A 20,880-nucleotide genomic window follows, 5' to 3' on the forward strand; every position below is an offset into this window, starting at 1 on the left:
ATTGTCGGCTGATTTTCGGCGACCAGGGGAAACTAAGTTTTAGGGTTAACATCTAGGATTTGGGGGTTAACATCTGGAGTTCGGCTGGAGTTCGCAGCTCAGAGGTCAGCACACCGCGGCGACGGCGGCCCAGCGGCGGGGGATGTCGCGGGGGTCGGGGCGGAAGCGGCCATCGAAATCGTGGGAGCCGGTGGCGGCGGCGTCGGCAAGCTTCTCGAGGAGGTCGGCTCGGTGGCCGCTGGCGTGAGAGCGCAGCCACGCGGCATCGGCCATGACCCGTTCGCGGTTCGTACCGGTCACCGCGCGTCGGCCCTGACGTGCCACGGCATCTCGCCACCGTTGCAGTACCGTTTCCGGTTCGATTTGTGAGAAGGGGACAGCTACCAGTTCCGCGTCCTTGGGGACGCCGAGCCAGTGGTTGTTGGGGCGGTCGAGGCCGGGGAACACCCAGGTTTTGTCGTGAGCGACACCGATGAGGATCCATGGGGCGCTGCCCGGTTCCTGGGCGTGGCGCTGGCGCAGGCGAAGTTGCACCTGCACGTTGTTCGCACTGGCCAGAGTCCTCAAGGCGGGGCTGCCGATGCGTTCAGCGGTGGGGCTGGCCTGGCAGCGCAGTGGCCCCTCGTCGGTGTCGAACACGAATATTGGGTGGAGTCCGTCGTCCTCGATTCCCCGCAGGACGGCGTCGCCGAACCACCAGTCCTGCGCCGGAACGGCATCTGTGTCCGGGGTGCGTGCGCTGACGCGGAGTTTCTTACCGCGGCCTAGCCTGCCGTCGGCGGAGGCCGTGGCGTTGGTGAGCAGGAGGCCGGTACGAGCGACGTCGCAGTGTGGGAGCCCTAACTGGCCCAGTCCGGTGTCGCCGTTGTAGGACTGAGCGATCTGCGCGCTGTCGCCGGGGAGAACGGAGGACAGCTCCCAGACGCGGCCGTCGCGTTCGTCCACCAGATAGGTGATGACCCCGCTATAGCCGGACGCGGTGAGAAGCGGCTCAGACGCCCACCCGCGCAGCCGAAGATTCCCAACCGGCTCGTAGGCGCGGCGCACAGTGCCGATGGCGTCGATGCTCAATGTTCCGGTTTCGTGGCCGTGGCGGAGCTGGTGAGTCGCTAATGCGATTTCCACCAGCGTCGAAATTGCGTCCTGGGTGACGTGGCTTTCGCCGTACCCGAGGCGTCCGGTGCCGAGGTAGCCGTGGAGTCTGGCGAAGTGGGCGGCCAGCAGCGGCAGCTTCTGCACCCGCGCTGCTGCCACGACGCGCAGCACTTTCGCGCGGTCACCGGCGGTGAGTCCGCCGAGCCCGCGGTCGAGCAAGCCGATGAGGCAGGATTCGGCGAGTTCGAGGGTGTCCAGTTGCTCGCGGGTGAGGGCCAGCGGGGCGTTAGCGGGGGCGGAAGAGTCGGCGGAATCAGTGGAGTCTGCAGCGGGATCGTCAGCGGAGTCCGGCTGCGCCTCAGCCGACGGGCAGCTCACCAGCACCTGCGCCAGGTGGAGGCAGCGGGGGCTGAGTAGACAGTCGCACTCCGCAGCCTGTGGAGGGTCAAGCGTGACGGTGGCGGTGCCGACGGTCACGGTGGTGGTGTCGGCGCCAGCGTCGGCGGCGATAGTCCAGGAGTCAGGGTCTGCTTTGTCCAGGCGTTTTTGCAGGCGGCCGGGGAGTGCTTCGATGGTGGCGGCGACGAAGGCCGGGTCCATGCCGGGAAGATCGTTGTGGGTCATCGTTGCACCTGCTCTGCCACCCATCGTGCCAACTCCGTCGGTGAGACGGCGGAGACAGCCATGCCTGCGCTAGCGGCGTGCGCGGCGATCTTAGCGTTGTAGCGCGCTGCCCCGGAATCGTCCAATGCGGCGCAGCCGAGCATCCGGACGCCGGAGTTGTGCAAGGACTCGATACGGGACAGCATGAAGGATGCGGAGTAGGCGTCCTCGAAGTCGCTGATCAGAACAAGCATTGTGCGCGAGGGGACCGTGACGCGTTCCCCCGCCACGGCGAGGGCGCCGCCGATGTCGGTGCCGCCGCCGACCTTGATCTCCAGCAGTAGTGAAAGCGGGTCGTCGACGTGGTCGGTCAGGTCAACGACCTCGGTGGAAAAGGCCAGGAACGTCACCGATAGTGCGTCCACGCCGGCGAGAATGGCGGAGGTCATCGCGGCGAAGACGGTGGAGGGTTCCATGGACCCGGAGACGTCGACAAGCACGATGATGTGCCATTCTGAGCGCCGAGCCAGCGGTTGGCGGAAAATCGGTGTGGCCACGACGAGCTGCGGGGTGCCGTCGGAGCCGGAGACGGCGTGGCGTAGGTTCCTGCGGATGGTCGCCGCGGCATCCAAGCGCTGTGAGGGGCGCGTGGTGGGGCGCCACCCCTGCAAACCGTTGAGAGCGGGGCGGAGCTGGTTGGCTAGCGCCTGGGATAGCTCGGCGACCATGCGGCGCAGAATCGGTCGCAGCTTCGCCAGAGTCGATTCGGGCATGCCGCCGGCGAGAGACAGGATGTCGTTGAGAAGCTCGACGGATGCGCGGGGCTGAGTGTTATCAAGAAGGTCGATGGCGAGCGGATTGCGGGCAGTGATCGCTGAAGCGGCGATGTCTTCCCGCACGTCTTCACCGAACAGGGCGTCTAGGTCGTCGGCCCATTCGCGCGCGGTGGGGTAGGGAGGCTCGGATCCACCGCGGCCGCCCAGATAGCTGACAGAGGATCCTTCGCCGTCACCGGCGCCGTACAGCTGGTCCAGGCTGCGCGCTAGTCTCCGCTGCTCGGTCCCCTTCAGTTCGTGGTGGCGACGCCCCAGCACCAGCGACCAGCGCTGTTTGGGAGACACGGCGACGGAGGTGAGGCCAAGGCGTTGGAGGCGTTCCCAGGCTGCGCGGTCTTCGGTCGCCCAGCGGACGAGTTCCTCGGCAGGCACATCGGTCGGCCGGACGCGGTCGGCGCCGATAGCTTCAAGTAAGCGTTCGCGTTCGGCGGCAGACATCGGGTCGAAGCCGCCGCGCAATGCGGGGAGGCGGGCGACGAACATCGCTTCGTCAATGTCTTCGACACCGGAGCGGAGATCGTCGAGGAGTGAGGGCTCGTCAGTGAGCAATTCGGGGCTGGCGGTGATCAGGCCGGTCAACCAGCGGGCCAGATCGCGGCGGCCCTGCACACTGGAGGCAGCGCGGATGCGGGAAGCGATGCTGGTCAGGCCATCTGTATCGTGGCCGATCCGGTGCAGCAAACCAGTAGCTGCCCCCTGCATCAGCGGGGAGGCAGCGGAGACGAATTCGGTGAGCGAGTGCGCTAGGCGCAGCCCGATATCTGCGTGTCGCAAGGCGACGAGGCGGCCCAACGCGGCGGCATCGGCTGGGTCGTCGCTGCCCGCGAGCCCGTCGACTTGAGCAACAGCGGCATCAACGAGAATCTCCAGGGCAGAAGCGATCTGGGCGTCACGGTCAATCAGTAGCATTCCTGCGACGGTGCCTTCGCCGATAGCGGCGATGACCTCGATTGCCTCCACCAAAGCGTCGATACCGGCGCGAGGGGGCAGCTCCGCCGTCACGGCGTTAAGCCACCAGTCGAATTCGTCGGCTAGTCCGGCGGTGGCGGCGTCTGTCAGGCCGGTCACCAGGACGTCGGGGTCGGGATCGGAGTCGGAGTCGGGGCGGCGGGTGCGCAGAACGCCTTTGGCGGTCTGCACCACGGTCACACCGAATCGGCTGGCGTGGGGGAGGCTGGCGCTGGTGGAGACGTCGTAAAGCACTGTCCATTTCGTACTGACCGCTTGGGCGCCGCCGACGCCGATGACATCGTTGGATATGCCGTAGGCAATGCGTGCGACTCGGCAGCGCTGCAGGAAGATTTCGCGCCGGGTGTCCAATGTGTCTTCGGGAGAGGAGTCTTTCAGGCGCAGCGGATTCAGGGTCAGCTCGCGCGACCGTTCGCCAGGGCCCGGCAAGCGCAGGGCAGCGAGATCTTCAGCAAAAGCGAGAGCCAGACCCGATTGGGGTGTGTCTGGGGCGAGGGCGCCGTTGTGATTGCCCACTAGGATTTTCTCGGCGGCGCGGGCCACGGCGCGGCCGCGCCCGAGCACGTCGCCCTGCGCGAAGACGGAGGTGCAGGCCTCCTGGAATTCGCGGCGGCCCGGCACCGGCAACCCGCGCAGCGCAGCGAGGTCGAGCGTCATGCGGTTCGCCTCACGGATCTCAGCTGGCCCGCACGGATGGCCCTCCGAGCGGAGATGGGCAGCGAGCTGGGTGAGCAGAGAGGTCACGGCACCCTCGAATGCGGCGGGGTCGTCGCCGTGGGTCAACACCGCTTGCTGCCAGCGCGGGTCGCGGATGCCCGACGGGTAACCGGAGCGGGAATCGAGCAACTTCTGCGAGTAGGGGACGAGGCTGGCCGTAGGCTCGCCGTCAAAGTTCAGGGAGCCAAGCAGCTCGCGGTCGGACTCCGCCTCAGCGTCGATTAGCTCAGAGGTCAGCGCCGGGCTGTGCCACGCGCCCGTCACCGCGGTCACCGCGGGGCCGTGCTCAGCGCGGGCACGGCGGATACCTTCGCGCATCGACGCCTCACGCGCGGCCGTGCGCTCATCCACCATCCGCCCCTGCCGGTACGCCCAGCCGAAAGCCAGAGCACTGCGGCGCACAGCTTCGGGTGATGCGCCGGCGGAGGGGACTTCGACGAGGCGGTCCCAGGCGTCGTCGGGGTGTTCGGCGCGAACGTGGGCGTCGATAAGCGTGCCCACGTTGAACTCGCCGTCAGATGCCTCCGAAGATTCGGGGCGCGCGGCGGGGGAGAGATCGGCGCAGATCACAGGGACGTCGCGCGTGCGCGCCCACCGCAGGGCGACGAGCTCCGGGCTGAAATCGGCCAACGGCCAGAAACCGATCGTGCCGTCGTCATCGGCGACCGCGAAAGCGAGCGGCGCTGTCGCCTCGGGATGGGCGATCCACTCGCACCACGGCTGCGCCTGATCCGGCAATTCCAGCACCACCGCGTCCGGGCGCGCCTCATCCAACAGCCGCGGCAGCACGCGCGCGAGCGACGGCGAGTGGTGCCGTACGCCAACCAAGTAGATGGAATCGCGCGCTAGCTTATCGACGGCTCCCGCAACGTTTTCCCCCATCATGCCAGCTCGTCGCGCTGATCCCACAGGGTGCGCCACGGTGTAGCGCCGTCTTTTGCTCGGCGCTGGACGACTCCATCCCAGTAGCCGCGCAGCCGATCCGCGTCCGCTTCGTCGTCTTTGCGGACGACACCGAGCAGGTGTCCAGCCACATCACGCAGGCCGTCGCTGCGGGCAGGGAAATAGGCGCTGGCCAGGGCGATCGACGTGCTCACGGACACGGCTTCGGCGGTGGAGAGGACTGTCGTGGGTTTCTCCACCGGCCAGCCTTCCCGGCTCACACCGGTGCGGAGGTCGCGGAAGGCGGTGACGAGGACTTCGACAACGACTTCGTCGACAGGCGCGTCGATCTGAGCGGCGTCCAAGGCCCGCCGGGTCTGCTTGGAAACGAGGGCGATTTCCGCATCCACGTCGGCGATGGGGTGGACCGTCTCGAAGCTGAAGCGGCGTTTCAGGGCCGCACTCATTTCGGACACTCCGCGGTCGCGCAGGTTCGCCGTGCCGATGAGCCCGAAGCCCTCGGTGGCCGCCACCGACATGTCGCCGAGTTCGGGCACGGCAATGCGGCGCTCCGACAGCAGAGAAACCAGCGAATCCTGCACCTCGGGCAAACAGCGGGTGATCTCCTCGATGCGCGCGATCGCGCCGCTTTCCATTGCACGCATCACCGGGCTGGGCACCAGCGCCTCAGGAGTGGGGCCGTTTCCGAGCAGCATCGCGTAATTCCAGCCGTAGCGCAGCTGGTCTTCTGTCGTCCCAGCGGTGCCCTGCACCACCAGCCCGGAGGTTCCGCAGATCGCAGCCGACAGCAGCTCGGAGAGCATCGACTTGGCTGTGCCGGGCTCGCCGACCAGCATCAACCCGCGAGAACCCGCTAGCGTGATCACGCAGCGCTCCACCAGCGCTGGATCGCCGACGTATTTCGGTGCGATGGTCAGCTTGGACCGTCCCGCCTTGAGATCGGTGCCGCCCATAATGAAAGCGACCACGGCGCGCGGTGTCAGCTTCCAACCCGGTGGGCGTGCGCCGGTATCCCAGCGCTCGAGGAACTCGAGTTCGTCCGCGAAGCGTTCTTCTGCTAGTACGACTTGGTGTGTCATCGATTGCGTCTCCTCCTCGTGGTCTCCAGTTCTGCGAATTGTGGTGCGTCATCCCCCTGTGAGCGTTCCCAGCAGGCGGCGAACCACTCCGGCGGCGGCAAGGGTGCGACAGCGATGTCCAGCTGCGGCTCGAATTCGCCGTTGTAACCAGTCTGCTCGATGCCGAATGCGGGAAGCTTCCACACCTCGATCGGGAGCTGCCCGTTAGACTTGTGCACTTTTTCTACCCATCCACCGGGCAAGAAATAGCTGCGGCCCGAGCGGGGGCGCTTGCCTTCGACGACTTTACCGGCGGCAACGAGTTCGGAACCGGCGCGGACGATATCGGCTTTCTTCCAGGAGTTCCAGCGGCGGATATTCTTGTCCGTCGGGTCGGGCCAGGCCAGCAGCTGCAGGTAGTAGCGGGCCGCGTCTTCGCTGACTCCGAATGTGTCTGCCGCCGTCGCCACGAGGCCTGGCACAGAGACGAGCGGGTCGCTTGGCTCCCCCTCGCCGGGCTGCTTCAGCCATTCCGCGTAGGCGGTGAGGGAACCGCGTGCACGGAGGTCCACCGCCGCAACGCGCATCCTGCTGGTGCCGAAATGGAGGTCCTTTACCCATTCGCGCGCCAGATCCAGGTCGCGGCACGGCTCATCGACATCTGAGAGATCGACGAAGATCACATCTCCGTCATCATGCTGTTCTACTGCGAACCTGCCTGCCTGCAGGTCTTTGCGGTCCGTGTCGCCCTCAGCGCGTTTCGGCGCACCGATCGCGCTGCGAACTGCCTCATCGTCCTCGCCGACACCGGTGAAAGCGACCTTGATTGCCTCGGTGCCCCGTGGGGAGCTGTGCAGCCGCTCGGCATGATCGGCCAGCGCAGGGCGCAGCGGATCGGTCATGTCCAGCTCAGTGGAAAGCCACAGTAAAGCGCCGACCTCTTGGGCCCAGCCGCCAGCATTGTCAGCGTCATTGTCATCGTCGACATGCCGGCCGGCGACAATGCTTTGCAGCACGCTCTCCTTCAACACTTTCGGGATGCGCTCGGCGATGCGCGCCGGCAGCTCGGGCAGGTAGTCCGGCCCGTGCTCGGACCAGTACCGGGCCATGGCGTCGGTATCCGGGCCGCTGGTCAGCAACTCCTCCGCATCGTCGGGCAGGCCGGCTGCCAGGATCGCCGCGAAGTGGTCGTCGAAGTAGATCAACCGGTCGCGGGCCGTTTTGAGATCGCCGACTTTCATACCCATGGCCGCGCGCAAATCCTTCGGTACGAAATTAGTGTTGAAGGAATAGAGGTTCGGGAAACCGGCGGCGATCAGGTGGGCGTCGGCAAGCGGCGTGCTAGCTGCGGCGGCGAGAGCCTCGCCCGTGGACGCTGAGTACGGCAGCGGGCCGTCCTGCTCAATGCGTGCGAGCAGCATGTCGAAGACCGGTTCAAGGTCCGTGCGCGACGGCGCGATGTTAGTGCGGCTTTTCAGTTTTAGGGGTGTGCCATCCACTGTCACCGGTTCCTCGCTAGATACCCGCACAATCAGGATGTCGTTGGAACCTCTGTACACAAGACGTACCGCTTGTGGCGGCAGCTGTACATTCTGCCCGGGCGAAAACGGCACCGAGGCGTAGGACTCCAACATCAGGTTGTCAGCCGTGAGTGCGCCGGCGTCGCGCAGTACAATCCATAGCTCCTTCAACGCCTGCACTTCGTCCGCAGTACGACCGGGAGATGCCGCGAAAACAAGCAGCGCATCGCCGTGACCGAGCAGCTTCATCCAGTCGTTTGAGCCCCTGGTGCTGTTGTGGGTGTACCCCTTCTCAGGGACATAGCGGTCGTGCGTTCCCAATATTGCCGCGCCTTGCCAGATGTCCATCGCGTCGAATTCATAGAGGGGAAACCGCGTGAGGGGCCGGAGCACCTCATGGTGCTCGGCGAACGTCGGCGCCCCGGTGAGCTCCTCCGCCCGTGCACCGGCGTCCTCTTGCGGCCAGGTCGTGGCTGCCTCATGCGCAACGGACGCAATCGCGTAGCGCAGCACCGGATCGTCAATATCGAGCAGGTCGCCGACAACTTCGCACATTCGCTTATCGACGCCACCGTCACTCCCGCGCGCCTGTTCCACCAGCGGGCGAACCTCATCGGCAGTGATCTGACGCAGTTTCCCGCTTGTCTCGGGCTCGCGCACACGGAAGTGGTGCCACAACATTTGCGAGTGGAGGTGCGTGCCGCGCACAGCCACCGCGGTCATGTCGTCCGGATCGACAACGACAGGATCTATGCGTTCATTAGTGAGAACCCACCGTTCGCCGTCGGGGCGGCGAAGTGCGCCGATGACTGCGCGCGCGTGCTTGCCGGTGACGGTGAATTCGGTTCCGTCCGCATCGACCAGCAGGCAGTAGTCGGAGTCGTCGGGACGGGTGAACACAGCATGACGGTGGAACCCGTCAGCAGTGGAGAAGTGCGAGTCCTCGGTCGTCTCCTCCACCGGCCGGTGCTGAGAACGCCACGGGTCGAGCACCAAATCCGGGTGGCGGCGGCACTGCTCGGCGAACCAGTCGGGCAAGCTCTCGCGGCCAGTGGCACCGGTGGCTGGATCGATTTCTACCACAGGAGAGACGTCGTCAGGCGCGGAGCGTTCGACGAGCCATATCCGGTCGCCGTCGACAAAGAAATGCTCGCTGCCACTCGCCAACGTGGAATGGCCGGGGCGCATCACCGTGTCGGCGCCGAAGATGCGCGCGCCGGGCACAGGGACCGAGGCGGAGAGACCGCCGTCCGAAAATTGTTTCCATGCGCTGGCCATGCCCTTGGGGGTATCGTCCCACCACAGTCGCGGATTCGAGTTGGTGTAAGTGGCGAGGCCGAATTGGCCGTCGATTTCCACGGCGCTGAAGAGTTCCTCGCCGGTCCAGTTCGGAATCTCGGTGGCGGTGCGGCCGCGCAGGTAGGTAGCGCGGGTATGTTGTCTCACAACGACGCCGGGCCAACAATCTTCGGCGTCTAGCCAGAAAGTGAGCTGCGTTGGCTCCCCGTACTTCCAGTTGAGCTGCTCCAATTCAGGCCAGCCGAGCTCATCGGGCAGGCCGCGGCGCAAGGATTCGGCCAGCGGCACAGCCGGATCGCGGTGAATCGCACGCACCCGGTCGAGAAACGCCTGAATCTCCTCGTCGCCGACGAGTTCGAAGCCGCGGACGAATGTAGTGGCCTGCGTGAGATGGTCGACGGTCGGCACTCCCGCTTCAAGCTTATCGACGATCTCCGTGAGCAGCTCCACCACCAACGTCCTGACGTGCGGATCGGCGGTGAGTGTCTCCACGACCTTGGGATGGCCCATCGCATTCTTGATCCCCAGAACGACAGCTCCTCGCAGCGATTCGTCCGCCATGAGGTGGGGCAGTGGTGCGCGCTCCGGAAGGCGTGCCCATCTGGTGAGGTCGATGCCCGTTTGCACTGGTGTATGGGAGAACGAGAAGGTCAGTCCGTTCGCGAGAACCTGCTCGACGGCTGCCGCCGGCAGGTAATGGAGCCGGTCTTTAGGCAGGGTGACGGTGCTGAGACCGGCATGGGGGAGGATATCTGCGAGAACCGGTGTCAACTGGGTCGACGGCGTATGCGGCCATTTTGTCCACTGGGACTCGAACAGGAGGAGACGCGGCACGAAGTCCGGGTGCGCGCCGTCTTTCACTGCGTCGAGCGCTCCCGCGGTTTCCAGCAGGTGCAGCCACGGGTCGGTGTCCACGTTCCGCGGGAACAGCGTGAGCAAGCGGTCGATGAGCGAGGAATCGTCCTCGGCGACGCGGCAGATAGCCTTCTCGTAGTTCTTCCAGAAATGCGCGCCGGCCTTCTGCATCGACGGGACGCTCAACAGATCGCGGACGACCCCGACTTCTTCCTTAGCGGTGTCCAAGCCAGCGGCCTTCGCCAGCTTCGCCAGCTCTTTCTTCATTCCGGCGTGCGGGCTCAACCCACCCCGCACTCGTTCCACGCACAGGGTGCGGTATGCGCGGTACGCCTCTTCCGGTTCAAGCTGTTCCGCCAGCCGCTTCGCCTCGTTGCCGAGTTCCTTTGTGCTCAGCGCTCCCGCGTAAGCGAATTCCATGACGGCTTCGGCATGGCGAGATTCGTCGATAGCCAGCGAATGGCGGCGTTCAGCTTCGCGCGCCTGCGTGAACATTTGCGCGGCGAGCTTGCCGTTATCTGCGGCGATGAAGATGCGTCCGGCCTCTTCGAAGAATGTGGGGAGAAAGTGCGGTGCGCTGTTGTCGAGTTTGTCAGCCAACTCGTCGACTGCCTCTTTGAACTTCTTGGGCTTGCTGGCGGCGTATTTGCCCGCGCGCTCCAAGTCGGCGACGAGGTTGAGCGCGTGATGCGCGTTCTCGGGGTCGTTGAGGATCGGCCAGGCGGGGAACCCGATTGCCCGCCGCCGCGTGTGGCCCACGTTCACGCGGCCGGCCGGCTCGAGGCCGATGACCCCGAGCGCCAGTTCTTCGGCTTCTGCCAGTGGCTCGGGTGCGAGTTGGACGATCGTGCGGCCGGAAAGTGCTGCGTGGGTGAATGACGCCGCCACGAGCGGCACCGAGTTGTCCGTCGCGTTCTCAGTGATGCCCCCAAGGTTGAGGCGTGTGCTGTCCTCCAATGTCATCGGCGACTCCTACGGTTCGTTTCCAACTCTTCGAATTGCGGCGCATCCTCGCCCTGGGAGCGCTCCCAGCAGGCAGCGAACCATTCTGTCGGCGGGAGGGGTGCGACGGCCACCCAGAGGAGCGGCTCGGCCTTGCTGCGCGCGCCCTTTTTGACGATGCCGAATGGCTCCGTCTTCCACGTTTCGATCGGCAGGTGCGGAGGCTGTCCTTCCGTCCAACCGCCAGGCAAGAAGTATTTTCTCTTGGCGCGGGACCGCTTGGCTTCAACGACGACGCCCGCATCGACCAATTCCGTGCCGGCGTTGGTGATGTCGGCTTTCTTCCAGCCGTTCCAACGGCGCACATTCGCGTCCGTCGGGTCCGGCCAGGCAAGAAGCTGCAGGTAGTACACGGCGGCATTCTCGCTGACGTTCAACGTGGAGGCCACTTCTCCGATGAGCTCGGGCGCGGCGGCGCGCGGATCGTGCGGGTCGCCGTCGCCTGGTTCGCGCAGCCACGTGGCGTAGGCAGACAAGCTGCCCTGCAAATACAGTTTCAGCGCCCAGAGGTCATCTGTGGATGTGTCGCTTATGATGGCAATGTCGAGGGCCTGTTGCAGATCAGGATCATCTGCGTCGGTGATGTCGCTCACATCGACGCTGATCGAGGTGGCGCCGGGCCAGGATCCTTCTATGCGGGTGAAGCGCCCCGACTGGTAGATCGGATCGTCGGGGTCGTCGAATCTTCTGATGGGCAGGTTGAGCCTGCGGGTGGTATCCCAGTACGACCCCAGAACGCCGAGGTGAAGATCTTGCCGCTTTTCAGGGGACTCGTGCAGCTTCTCGGCGACATCGGCTAAGTTGCCGCGGACCGGGTCGGACATGTCCAGCTCGTTGGCCAGCCAGAGCACCGATTCGACCCTCGAGTCCCAGTAGTCCTCGTGTTTTCCGTCGAGGACGTTGAGAAGGGTTTCTGTGGAGAGGCGCTCCGGCTTTCGCTCCGCGATGTCTGCCGGCAGCTGCAGGGGAGCAGCCGGACCATGTTCGGACCAGTACTCCGCCATCGCCTGAACATCTAGACCGTTGTCCAGGACAGATTCAGCATTCTCGGGAATGCCAGCGGCGAGCACGCGCAGGAAATACTCGTCGAATCTGCTCATCCTGCGTTTCGCTTCTTTCGCCTCGGCGACCTTGATTCCCATTGCCGTGCGCACGTCCTTGGGCATGAAATTGGCCTCGTAGACGTGGAAGTTCGGGAATCCGGCCGTGATCAGATGCGCTTCAACAACAGGAGCTCCGCTGGCCGCTGCGAAAGCTTCGCCGGGCTCAGGCGACCACGGTTGCGGGCCGTTGTCGCGGAGACGCTCGATGAGGGCGTCGAAGACGGGCTCGAGATCTGTGCGGGACGGTGTGATTTCCCGCCGGTTTTCAAGCTCGAGAGCATGGCCGTCGATGGTGATGGGGTCTCCTCCGTCGGCACGCAGGACCATGAACCTGTTCCCGTAGTGCTGTCCGCCGGGCAACGTCAGCGGCGGGAATTTCGTGTGGATTTCTCGGTAGCGTCCGTTGTCCAACAGCTGGTCGATGATCAGATGCTCAGCCGATAGCAGGTTCGTATCCCGCAGCAGGACCCACAGTTCTTTGAGAGCTCGGATCTCTTCAAGTGTCCGGCCCGGCATTGCAGCGAGCGCGAGCAAGGAGTCGGCGCAGCCGAGCAGCTCCATCCAGTTGTTTTCACTGACGTACCAGGAATCCGGCTTCGGCGGCAGTTCTCTGTCGGTCAAGCCGAGCCGTGCTGCCCCGTGCCAGACGTTGAGCGCATCAAAATCGTCCCACCGGTGGACCATGGCCGAAAGGAGAATTCCATTGTGTTTTTGAATTGCAAGCGTTCTGGTCACAGCAACATCCGGTGATATCCCAACCTCCGGCCACGACTGCGCCAGGGCTGCGGCATGCTGCGCGATAGCGCGGTTCACCATGTACTCATCGATGTCCAGCAGTTGTTCCACGGTATCGGCCAGATCATCGTCGACGTCGAAATTAGAACAGCGCTCAAGCACCATGCGCAGGTCATCGGCCGTGATCTCGCGCAGCTTCGCGCTGGCCTCGAGGTCACGGTGCCTAGTGTGGTGCCACCACATCGCGCTGTTGAACTCGAGGCCGTAGAAACGGGTGGGCATACCATCCGCCGGGTCGATAATCCATGTGTCCCCTGCCGATCTCGCGAGAAGGCGTGGCTGTCCGTCCGGCAGTCGGATGACACCGAAGACCGTGCGGGCGAGCGCGCCCGTCACTGTGAACTCGGTGCCGTCCGCGTCGACAATGAGGGCGAAGTCCGGGTCGCCCTTCCGGTTGAAAACCGCGTGCCGGTGGTAGCCGTCTGCTGTGGAAAACGGGGACTTCTCCGTCTCCTCGCAAACGGGCCGCAACTGGGAGGTGAGAGGATTGAACTCAAGGTCGGGGTGGCGGCGGCACTGCTGATCAAACCAGTCGGGCATGGATTCGCGACCGAGAGCGCCTGTGTCGGGGTCAATCTCGACGATCTTCTCTAAGTCATTGAGCACCCAGAAACGGTCATCTTCAACGAAGATCTGCCTGGTGTTGAAGCTCCATACGGGCTGGTCAGGGCGTACGACCACATTCTCTCCGAGGAGACGACCACCGGGAACAGGGACAGAGGCCGCGAGACCTGCAGCGTGGGAGAAATGCGACACCGTGATATCTAACGGTTCACGCGCACCGGACCAGCTGATTTTGGTCCCGTTCGCGGAACGGTCCCGCGTCACAATAGCGATGTGGCCGTCGGCTTCGGCGACTCCCGCGATCGGTTCACCAGTCCAATTCTGAATCTCGGTGGTGGACTCGCCGACGACAAGAGCAAGTTGCTTGTCGTTGTGCACCACGACTCCGGGCCAACAGTCCTTCGCTGCGACCCAGTTATTCGGGTCACTTTCGTATTTTTCCCCGTAAGCAACCTCGAACTCAGGCCAACCCAGCTCTTCTAGCAGGCCGCGGCGCAGAGTCTCCGCCAACACCTCGGCGAGGTCACCGTGGTATGTCCGCACGCGGTCGAGCAGGCCTTGGATCTCGGCATCGTCGACGAATTCGAAGTGGCGGACGTAGTCGGTCACCTCGGTCAAACGATCTGCCGTCGGTGGTGCCGATTCAAGGTATTCGACCCGTTTAGCGAGCAGCTCGACCACCACGGGGTGGAGGTGGGGGTCGGTCGCGATGACGGCGATCTCGTCGGAGTGTGCAAGCGCCCGTTCGATGCCTTTGAACAGGTATTTCCGGAGTTGTTCGCTGGCAGCAACGTGGGGTAGCGGAGCCCGATGCTCGTTGCCCGCCCAGGTTTTGAGGTCGATGTAGGCCAGGACAACATAGTTAGTGAAATCGATGGCCACGTCATGGCTCAGCAACTGCTCCCACGCTTCTGCGGGGATGTTGTCCAACCAACCGTCCGGCACGGCAATAGCTGTGCAGCCGGCGTGGGGAAGAATCTCGTCGAGCAGCGGGGCGAGTTTCTCATCGCTATCCGTGTCCCACATGATGCGAGTGGCTAATCCCAAGATGCGCCGGACGAAATCAGGGTGATCGCCCTGCTTGACGAACTCAATAGCTCCGCTACTGCGGAGAATATCGATCCAGTCGTCGACTTTGACTTCCCACGGCGACATCGTCAACAAGTGGGCTTGCAGCGTCTTGTCCTGTTTGGCTGCTTTCCGGATGGCGGTCTTGTAATCCTTCCAGAACTTCTGGTTCGCCCGCAGGATGGAGGGCGCCCGCAGCAGAAGGGCGGCCAGTGCAGCTTCCTCGTCGGCGGGTTTCAGTCCCGCCGCTTTGGCTAGCTTCGCTAGATCTTTCTTCATCCCGGAATAGGGAGTCAGCCCGCCGCGGACGCGCTCCAGGCAGAGTGCGCGGAACCGCTCGTAGGCCTCTGCAGGTTCCAACCGCTCAGCCAGGTGCGTGGACTCCGCAGTGAATTCCTTCGCGGAGACCGCCCCCGCAAAGGCGAACTCCATCATGACGTCGCGGTGGCGTTCTTCGTCGATAAGCAATGCGTGCCGACGCTCAACTTCGCGCGCCTTCGTGAACATCTGCGATGCGTACGACGTGCTTCCCGCTTCCAGGAAGATGCGGCCGGCTTCTTCCAGGAATGTCGGCAGAAAGTGCGGGGCGGCTGCGTCGAGATCGTCTGCGAGCTTGTTGACCTCTGTCTTCACCGCCGCCGGCTTGGACCGTGCCCGGGTGGAAAGACGTTTCAAGTCGGCAACGAGGTCGAGTGCGACCTGGGCGTTGTCGGGGTCGTTGAGGATCGGCCACTCGGGGAAGCCGACTGCGCGGCGGCGCAAATGACCGACATGGGTCTGCTCTTCCAGCTCAAGCCCCACCACTTCGAGGGTGGCTTTCTCTGCTTCCACGAGTGGCTCGGGAGTGAGCCTGACAACGGGGCGGCCGGCCAGAACTGGGTGGGTGTAGGTGGCTGCGGCGAGGGGAAAGGAGCGTTCTCCAGCTTCCTGCGTGATGCCGCCCTGCTCGAGGCGGATGCTGTCATCTAACGTCATCGGCGATTCCTCCGGTCAGTTTCCAGTTCGGCGAATTGTGGTGCGTCGTCTCCTCGTGAGCGTTCCCAGCAGGTGGCGAACCACTCCGACGGTGGTAGGGGAGCGGTGATCACGCTGTCCATTGGCTCGTATTTGCTGCGTGCGGCCATTTTGACCATGCCGAAGGATTCTTTTTTCCATGTTTCGATCGGTAGGTGGGGCGGGTTTCCTTCCGTCCAACCGCCTGGCAGGAAGTACTTTCGCTTGGCGCGGGACCGCTTCGCTTCGACGACGGCGCCTGCATTGACCAATTCGGTGCCAGCTTTGGTGATATCTGCTTTTTTCCACTCATTCCAGCGGCGCACATTCGCGTCCGTGGGATCTGGCCAGGCGAGAAGCTGCAAATAGTAGCGGGCGGCATTCTCGCTGACCTTCAAAGTGGATGCCACCTCTCCGACGAGTTCGGGCACGACGGCCAGCGGATCGTGCGGGTCGCCTTCGCCTGGTTCGCGTAGCCACTTTGCGTAAGCAGACAAACTGCCCTGCAAGAACAGTTTCAGAATCCAGAGGAAGCCTGTGGATGCCTCGCTTATGACGGCAAGATCGATGGCCTGCAGTAAGTCAGGATCATTCGGGTCGGTGACATCGCTTAAATCGGCGCTAATCCAAGTCTTGCCTGGCCAGGATTCTTCGATGCGGGTGAAACGTCCCGACTGGTAGATCGGTTCGTTGGGGTCGTCGAAGTCTCTGATGGGCTGGTTGAGATTGCGGCAAACGTCCCGATAGATGCTGATGTAGCAGACGGAGATGTTGTCCAAACCGGAGGGGGACTCGTGCAGTTTCTCAGCGACATCGGCTAAGTTGCTGCGAACCGGGTCGGACATGTCGACCTCGTTGGCCAGCCAAAGCACCGAGGCGACTTCCTCGGACCACCAAGTGTCGTGCTCGCCGGCGAGAACCTTGAGGATGGTGTTTTCGTCGAGGTACTGCGGTTTTCGGTTGGCGAGCTCCTCTGGCAATTGTGGGGGTGTGGCGGGGCCGTGTTCGGACCAGTACGCTGCCATGGCGTGGGCATTTAGTCCGTTGTCTAGGACAGATTCAGCGTCGTCTGGAATGCCTGCGGCGAGCACACGCAAGAAATGCTCACGCGAATCTCGTAGGCGGTCTTTTGCTTTTTCTGCTTCGGCAACCTTGAGCCCCATTGCTGTGCGCAGCTCTTTGGGCATGAAATTGGACTCCCACTTATGGAAGTTCGGGAATCCGGCCATGATCAAATGCGCGTCGGTCAGCAGTGCGCCGCTTGCGGCGGCGAATGCTTCACCGGGTTCGGGCGACCATGGTTGCGGGCCGTTGTCGCGGAGCCGCTCGATGAGTGCGTCGAAGACAGGCTCGAGGTCCGTGCGCGACGGCGCGATCTCCCGCTTAGAGTAGACCTCCACGGGGCTGCCGCCGATAGTGATGGGGCCGCCACCGTCGGCCCGCACGAGTGGACATCTCCCGTAGTATTCCAGGCCAGCAAGCAGCGACTGCTGAGGAAATTGTTGTGGCTGCAGATTGTGGGGAACGAACATGTCCTCGACGATCAAGTGATCGGCTTCAAGGGCGTTGGTGTCGCGCAGCAGGACCCACAGTTCTTTAAGTGCTTGGGCTTGTTCTGCTGTGCGGCCCGGGATAGCAGCGAGCGCGAGGAGTGCGTCGGCACATCCGAGCAGCTCGATCCAGTTGTTCGGACCGTTGTGCCACTGCGATGATGGTTGAGGTAGTTCTTTGTCGTGTAAGCCTAGCTTCGCTGTGCCGTGCCAGATGGGGAGGCCGTCGATGTCGTCCCATTCGTACTGCATGGTCGACAGCAAAATGTCCTCGTGATCTTTCAGGCTGAGCGTAGTCGACAATGCTTCTTCGGGGCTCGAGATCTCCCACCCGGGCCAGGACTGGGCCAGGGATATGGCATACCGCGCGATCTCGTGGCTTACCACGTAGTCGTCGATGTCTAGCAGTTGTCCGACGGTATCGGCTATTACAACGTCGAAATCGTCGGAATCGGCCATATCATCGTCTACGTGCGGTTCAGTGAAGTGTTTGATGACGTCGCTTAGGTCATCAGCGGTGATCTTGCGCAACCTCGCGCTCAGTTCCAGGTCGCGGTACCGGGTGTGGTGCCACCACATTTTGGAGTCGAATTCGAGACCGTAGAACTGGGTGCGCCTGCCATCTGCCGGGTCGATTATCCATGTGTCGGAAAACATGGAGGTGAGAATGCGTGGCTGTCCGTCGGGAAGGCGGATCACCCCGAAGGCGGAGCGGGCGAGCTTGCCGGTGACGGTGAACTCGGTGCCGTCTGCATCGACAATGAGAGCGAAATTCGGGTCGTCTTCGCGGTGAAATACCGCGTGCCGGTGGTAGCCGTCTGCTGTGGAGAATGGTGAGTGTGCGGTCTCGTCGCAGACGGGACGCAATTGGGAGCTGAGCGGATCGAAAACAAGGTCGGGGTGGCGGCGGCATTGCTCTTCGAACCAATCCGGCAGTGACTCCCGGCCGAGTGCACCGGTCTCGGGATCGATCTCGACGATCTCTTCAGCGTTTGTGACCATCCAGACCCGGTCGCCTTCGACGAAGAACTGCGCGGTGTCGTAGGCCCATGTGGGCTGTCCAGGACGGACGACGGTCTTTTCTCCGAGGAGGCGTCCGCCGGGGACAGGCACTGAAGCGTCTAAAAAAGTGCGGCTCACAACCGAGCGCGCGTCGACTTCCATCGGCTCGCGGAAACCAGACCAGCTGATCTTGTTCTTGCTATCGGACCTGCCCCGCGTCACAATGGCTATTTGGTCGTCTGCCTCGATGACGTGCTCGATCGTTTCACCGGTCCAGTTCTGGATCTCGGTGCGGGAGTTGCCGACGACCAGCTCGATTTCCGATTCGTTGTGTACCAACACGCCCGGCCAGCAGTCTGCCACTGTCACCCGGCCATAAGGGTCGTTTTCGAGTTTGTCGGAGTAGGCGCCTTCGAATTCTGGCCAGCCTATCTCTTCGAGCAGGCCACGGCGTAGGGTCTCTGCTAATACTTCGGCCAAGTTGCCGTGGTATGTCCGGACGCGGTCGAGGAGACCTTGGATCTCGGTGTCGTCGACGAACTCGAAGTTGCGAACGACATCGGTCACCTCGGCCAAACGATCCGCCGTCGGCGGCGTCGACTCCAGGGACTCGATCCGTTCTGTGAGCAGCTCGACCACCACGGGGTGGAGGTGGGGGTCGGTCGCGATAACGGTGATCTCGTCGGAATGTTCAAGCGCCCTTTCGATGCCCTCGAACAGGTATTTCTGAAGTTGTTCGCTGGCAGCAACGTGGGGTAGCGGAGCCCGATGTTCGTTGCCCGCCCAGGTTTTGAGGTCGATGTAAGCCAGGACAACATAGTTAGTGAAATCGATGGCCACGTCATGGCTCAGCAACTTCTCCCACGCTTCTGCGGGGATGTTGTCCAACCAACCGTCCGGCACGGCGATAGCTGTGCAGCCGGCGTGCGGAAGAATCTCGTCGAGCAGCGGGGCGAGTTTCTCTTTGCTATCCGTGTGCCACATGGTGCGAGTGGCTAATTCCAAGATGCGCCGGACAAAATCAGGGTGCTTTCCCTGCTTGGCGAGCTCGATAGCTCCGCTACTGCGGAGAATATCGATCCAGTCGTCGACGGTGGGTTCCCAGGGAAACAATCCCAGTAGGTGGGCCTGCAGCGTTTCGTCCTGTTTGGCTGCTTTCCGGATCGCGGTTTTGTAGTCTTTCCAGAACTTACCGTTCGCGTGCTCGATGGAGTTTGCGCGCAGTAGTTCTGCGGCCATTGCTGCTTCTTCGTCGGCGGGTTTTAGCCCCGCCGCTTTCGCCAATTTCGCTAGGTCTTTTTTCATCCCGGAATAGGGAGTGAGTCCGCCGCGGACACGCTCCAAGCACAGGGAGCGGAATCGATCGTAGGCCTTTGCTGGTTCCAAGCGCTCGGCTAGCCTTGTCGACTCTGCGGTGAGTTCTTTCGCTGAGATCGCTCCTGCATGGGCGAATTCCAGCAGGACTTCGCGGTGGCGCTCTTCGTCGATTAGCAGTGCGTGACGGCGCTCGACTTCGCGTGCCTTGGTGAACATCTGTGATGCATACGAAGTGTTTTCTGTATCCAGGAAGATGCGGCCGGCTTCTTCTAAAAATGTGGGCACGAAGTGAGGGGCACTGGCATCGAGGGTGTCCGCGAGTGCGTCGAGCTCTTTCTTGGCTGCTGCCGGTTTGGATGCGGCGCGGGGGGAAAGACGTTTTAAGTCGGCAACGAGGGCGAGTGCGACCTGGGCGTTGTCGGGGTCGTGGAGGATCGGCCATTCGGGAAAACCGACCGCGCGGCGGCGCACGTGACCGACGCGGGTCTGTTCCTGTAACGCAAGTCCGGTCACCGCGAGGGTGGCTTTGTCTGCTTCCACGAGTGGCTCGGGAGTGAGCCTGACAACGGGGCGACCGGCCAGAACGGGGTGGGTGTAGGTGGCTGCGGCGAGAGGGAAGGAGGTGTCTGCAGCTTCTTGCGTGATACCGCCCTGTTCGAGGCGGGTGCGGATGTCATGCATCGTCGCCCTCTTCGACGGTTCGGCCGGCGTGAATGTGCGTGGCCATGCGGACGCCCTCGCTGTAGGCGACAGGTCCAACTTCCCGCACCGAGACGCTACTTCCGTCAATCAGCCAAAACAATGCGCCAGTGTGCGCCTCGTACTCGGGATGCTCATCAGAGTCGATCCAGTAGCTCGCTTCCACGAGGTGGCCGTCTTCGTAGATGCGGGCTTTAGCGTACCCACCTTTGACAATGAACCCGCCGGACTGAGCGCGGTTCACTGCGAAGCGCGCTTTCTCGAAGGTGGCGCCCGCCCATTCGTCCAGGCTGGTTAACGACTCCTTCGGCAGGGGATCGGGTCGCTCGTACACTGCGCGCTGGAGTTGATCGAAGCGCTGTTCCACACCAAGGTCGGCGGCGAACTCACGCAGGTCTTCCAGGTCATCCAGAAGCACCGGGTGCGGGATGAGAATCTCCTCGGCCACGATCGTGCGCGTTTCGCCGTCCAAGTCGACGACGCCGAGCTCGACCTTCCCGTCGTCTGACTTCGTCACATCCCTCAGGAATCCAGCAACAGATGCGTCGTCTGCGGCCTGGATGATGAGATCTCGCAGCCAGGACTGCCACGTCTCGTCTCGCCAGATTTCGGCGAGGACTACCGAGGGGACGGGGAGGGAGCGCAGCAGCCACGTTTCCACCTGGGTGCCACATTCCTCATCATGGGTCTTCAGCCACGTAAGCAGGCTGTCAAGCTGCAAGTATTCCTCGGTCTTCTTTACCTTCGCGGGAACGGACTTCAGCTGTTTGCCTTTGGCGTTGCGGGCTCGGATTGCTCCGTCATCAATGGTCAGGGCGTATCCGCCGGTCACGTCGATCCATGTGGGTTCTGCTGCTTCTGCGGTGGCGCTCATGCCCGCGAATGTACTTCAGATCACACCCGAATGTGTCGCGATGAGGTGAATCGACAGC

7 protein-coding genes are annotated in these 20,880 nt (G+C 63.2%); all 7 read right to left on the minus strand.

From position 1 onward, the window contains the following. Positions 1-105: 105 nt before the first annotated feature. The 7 genes from ACUY2Y_RS03620 to ACUY2Y_RS03650 are packed head-to-tail and all read right to left on the minus strand — an operon-like array spanning position 106 to position 20,822. Positions 106-1,719, minus strand: a complete 1,614-nt coding sequence (locus ACUY2Y_RS03620; protein WP_448324842.1) for a hypothetical protein — start codon at positions 1,717-1,719, stop codon at positions 106-108. Then, positions 1,716-5,105 (minus strand): DUF5682 family protein, encoded by a 3,390-nt coding sequence (locus ACUY2Y_RS03625; protein ID WP_448324843.1) that lies wholly within the window; start codon positions 5,103-5,105, stop codon positions 1,716-1,718. The genes ACUY2Y_RS03620 and ACUY2Y_RS03625 overlap by 4 nt, the downstream gene beginning before the upstream one ends. After that, positions 5,102-6,202 (minus strand): ATP-binding protein, encoded by a 1,101-nt coding sequence (locus ACUY2Y_RS03630; protein WP_448324844.1) that lies wholly within the window; start codon positions 6,200-6,202, stop codon positions 5,102-5,104. Before ACUY2Y_RS03630 ends, ACUY2Y_RS03625 begins: the two co-directional genes overlap by 4 nt. Next, positions 6,199-10,818, minus strand: coding sequence for a hypothetical protein (locus ACUY2Y_RS03635; RefSeq protein WP_448324845.1), 4,620 nt, complete (start codon positions 10,816-10,818; stop codon positions 6,199-6,201). The genes ACUY2Y_RS03630 and ACUY2Y_RS03635 overlap by 4 nt, the downstream gene beginning before the upstream one ends. Further along, positions 10,815-15,362 carry a hypothetical protein gene (locus tag ACUY2Y_RS03640; RefSeq protein ID WP_448324846.1) on the minus strand — a complete coding sequence of 1,516 codons (4,548 nt, stop codon included), beginning with the start codon at positions 15,360-15,362 and terminating at the stop codon, positions 10,815-10,817. Before ACUY2Y_RS03640 ends, ACUY2Y_RS03635 begins: the two co-directional genes overlap by 4 nt. Next, a complete protein-coding gene (locus tag ACUY2Y_RS03645) occupies positions 15,359-19,930 on the minus strand; it encodes a hypothetical protein (protein ID WP_448324847.1) in 4,572 nt (1,523 codons plus the stop codon). The genes ACUY2Y_RS03640 and ACUY2Y_RS03645 overlap by 4 nt, the downstream gene beginning before the upstream one ends. Beyond that, positions 19,923-20,822: a DUF4132 domain-containing protein gene (locus ACUY2Y_RS03650; RefSeq protein WP_448324848.1), complete on the minus strand. Its 900-nt coding sequence runs from the start codon at positions 20,820-20,822 to the stop codon at positions 19,923-19,925. Before ACUY2Y_RS03650 ends, ACUY2Y_RS03645 begins: the two co-directional genes overlap by 8 nt. Between the last annotated feature and the right edge of the window lie 58 nt (positions 20,823-20,880).

The organism is Corynebacterium sp. 20-84 (assembly GCF_053479455.1).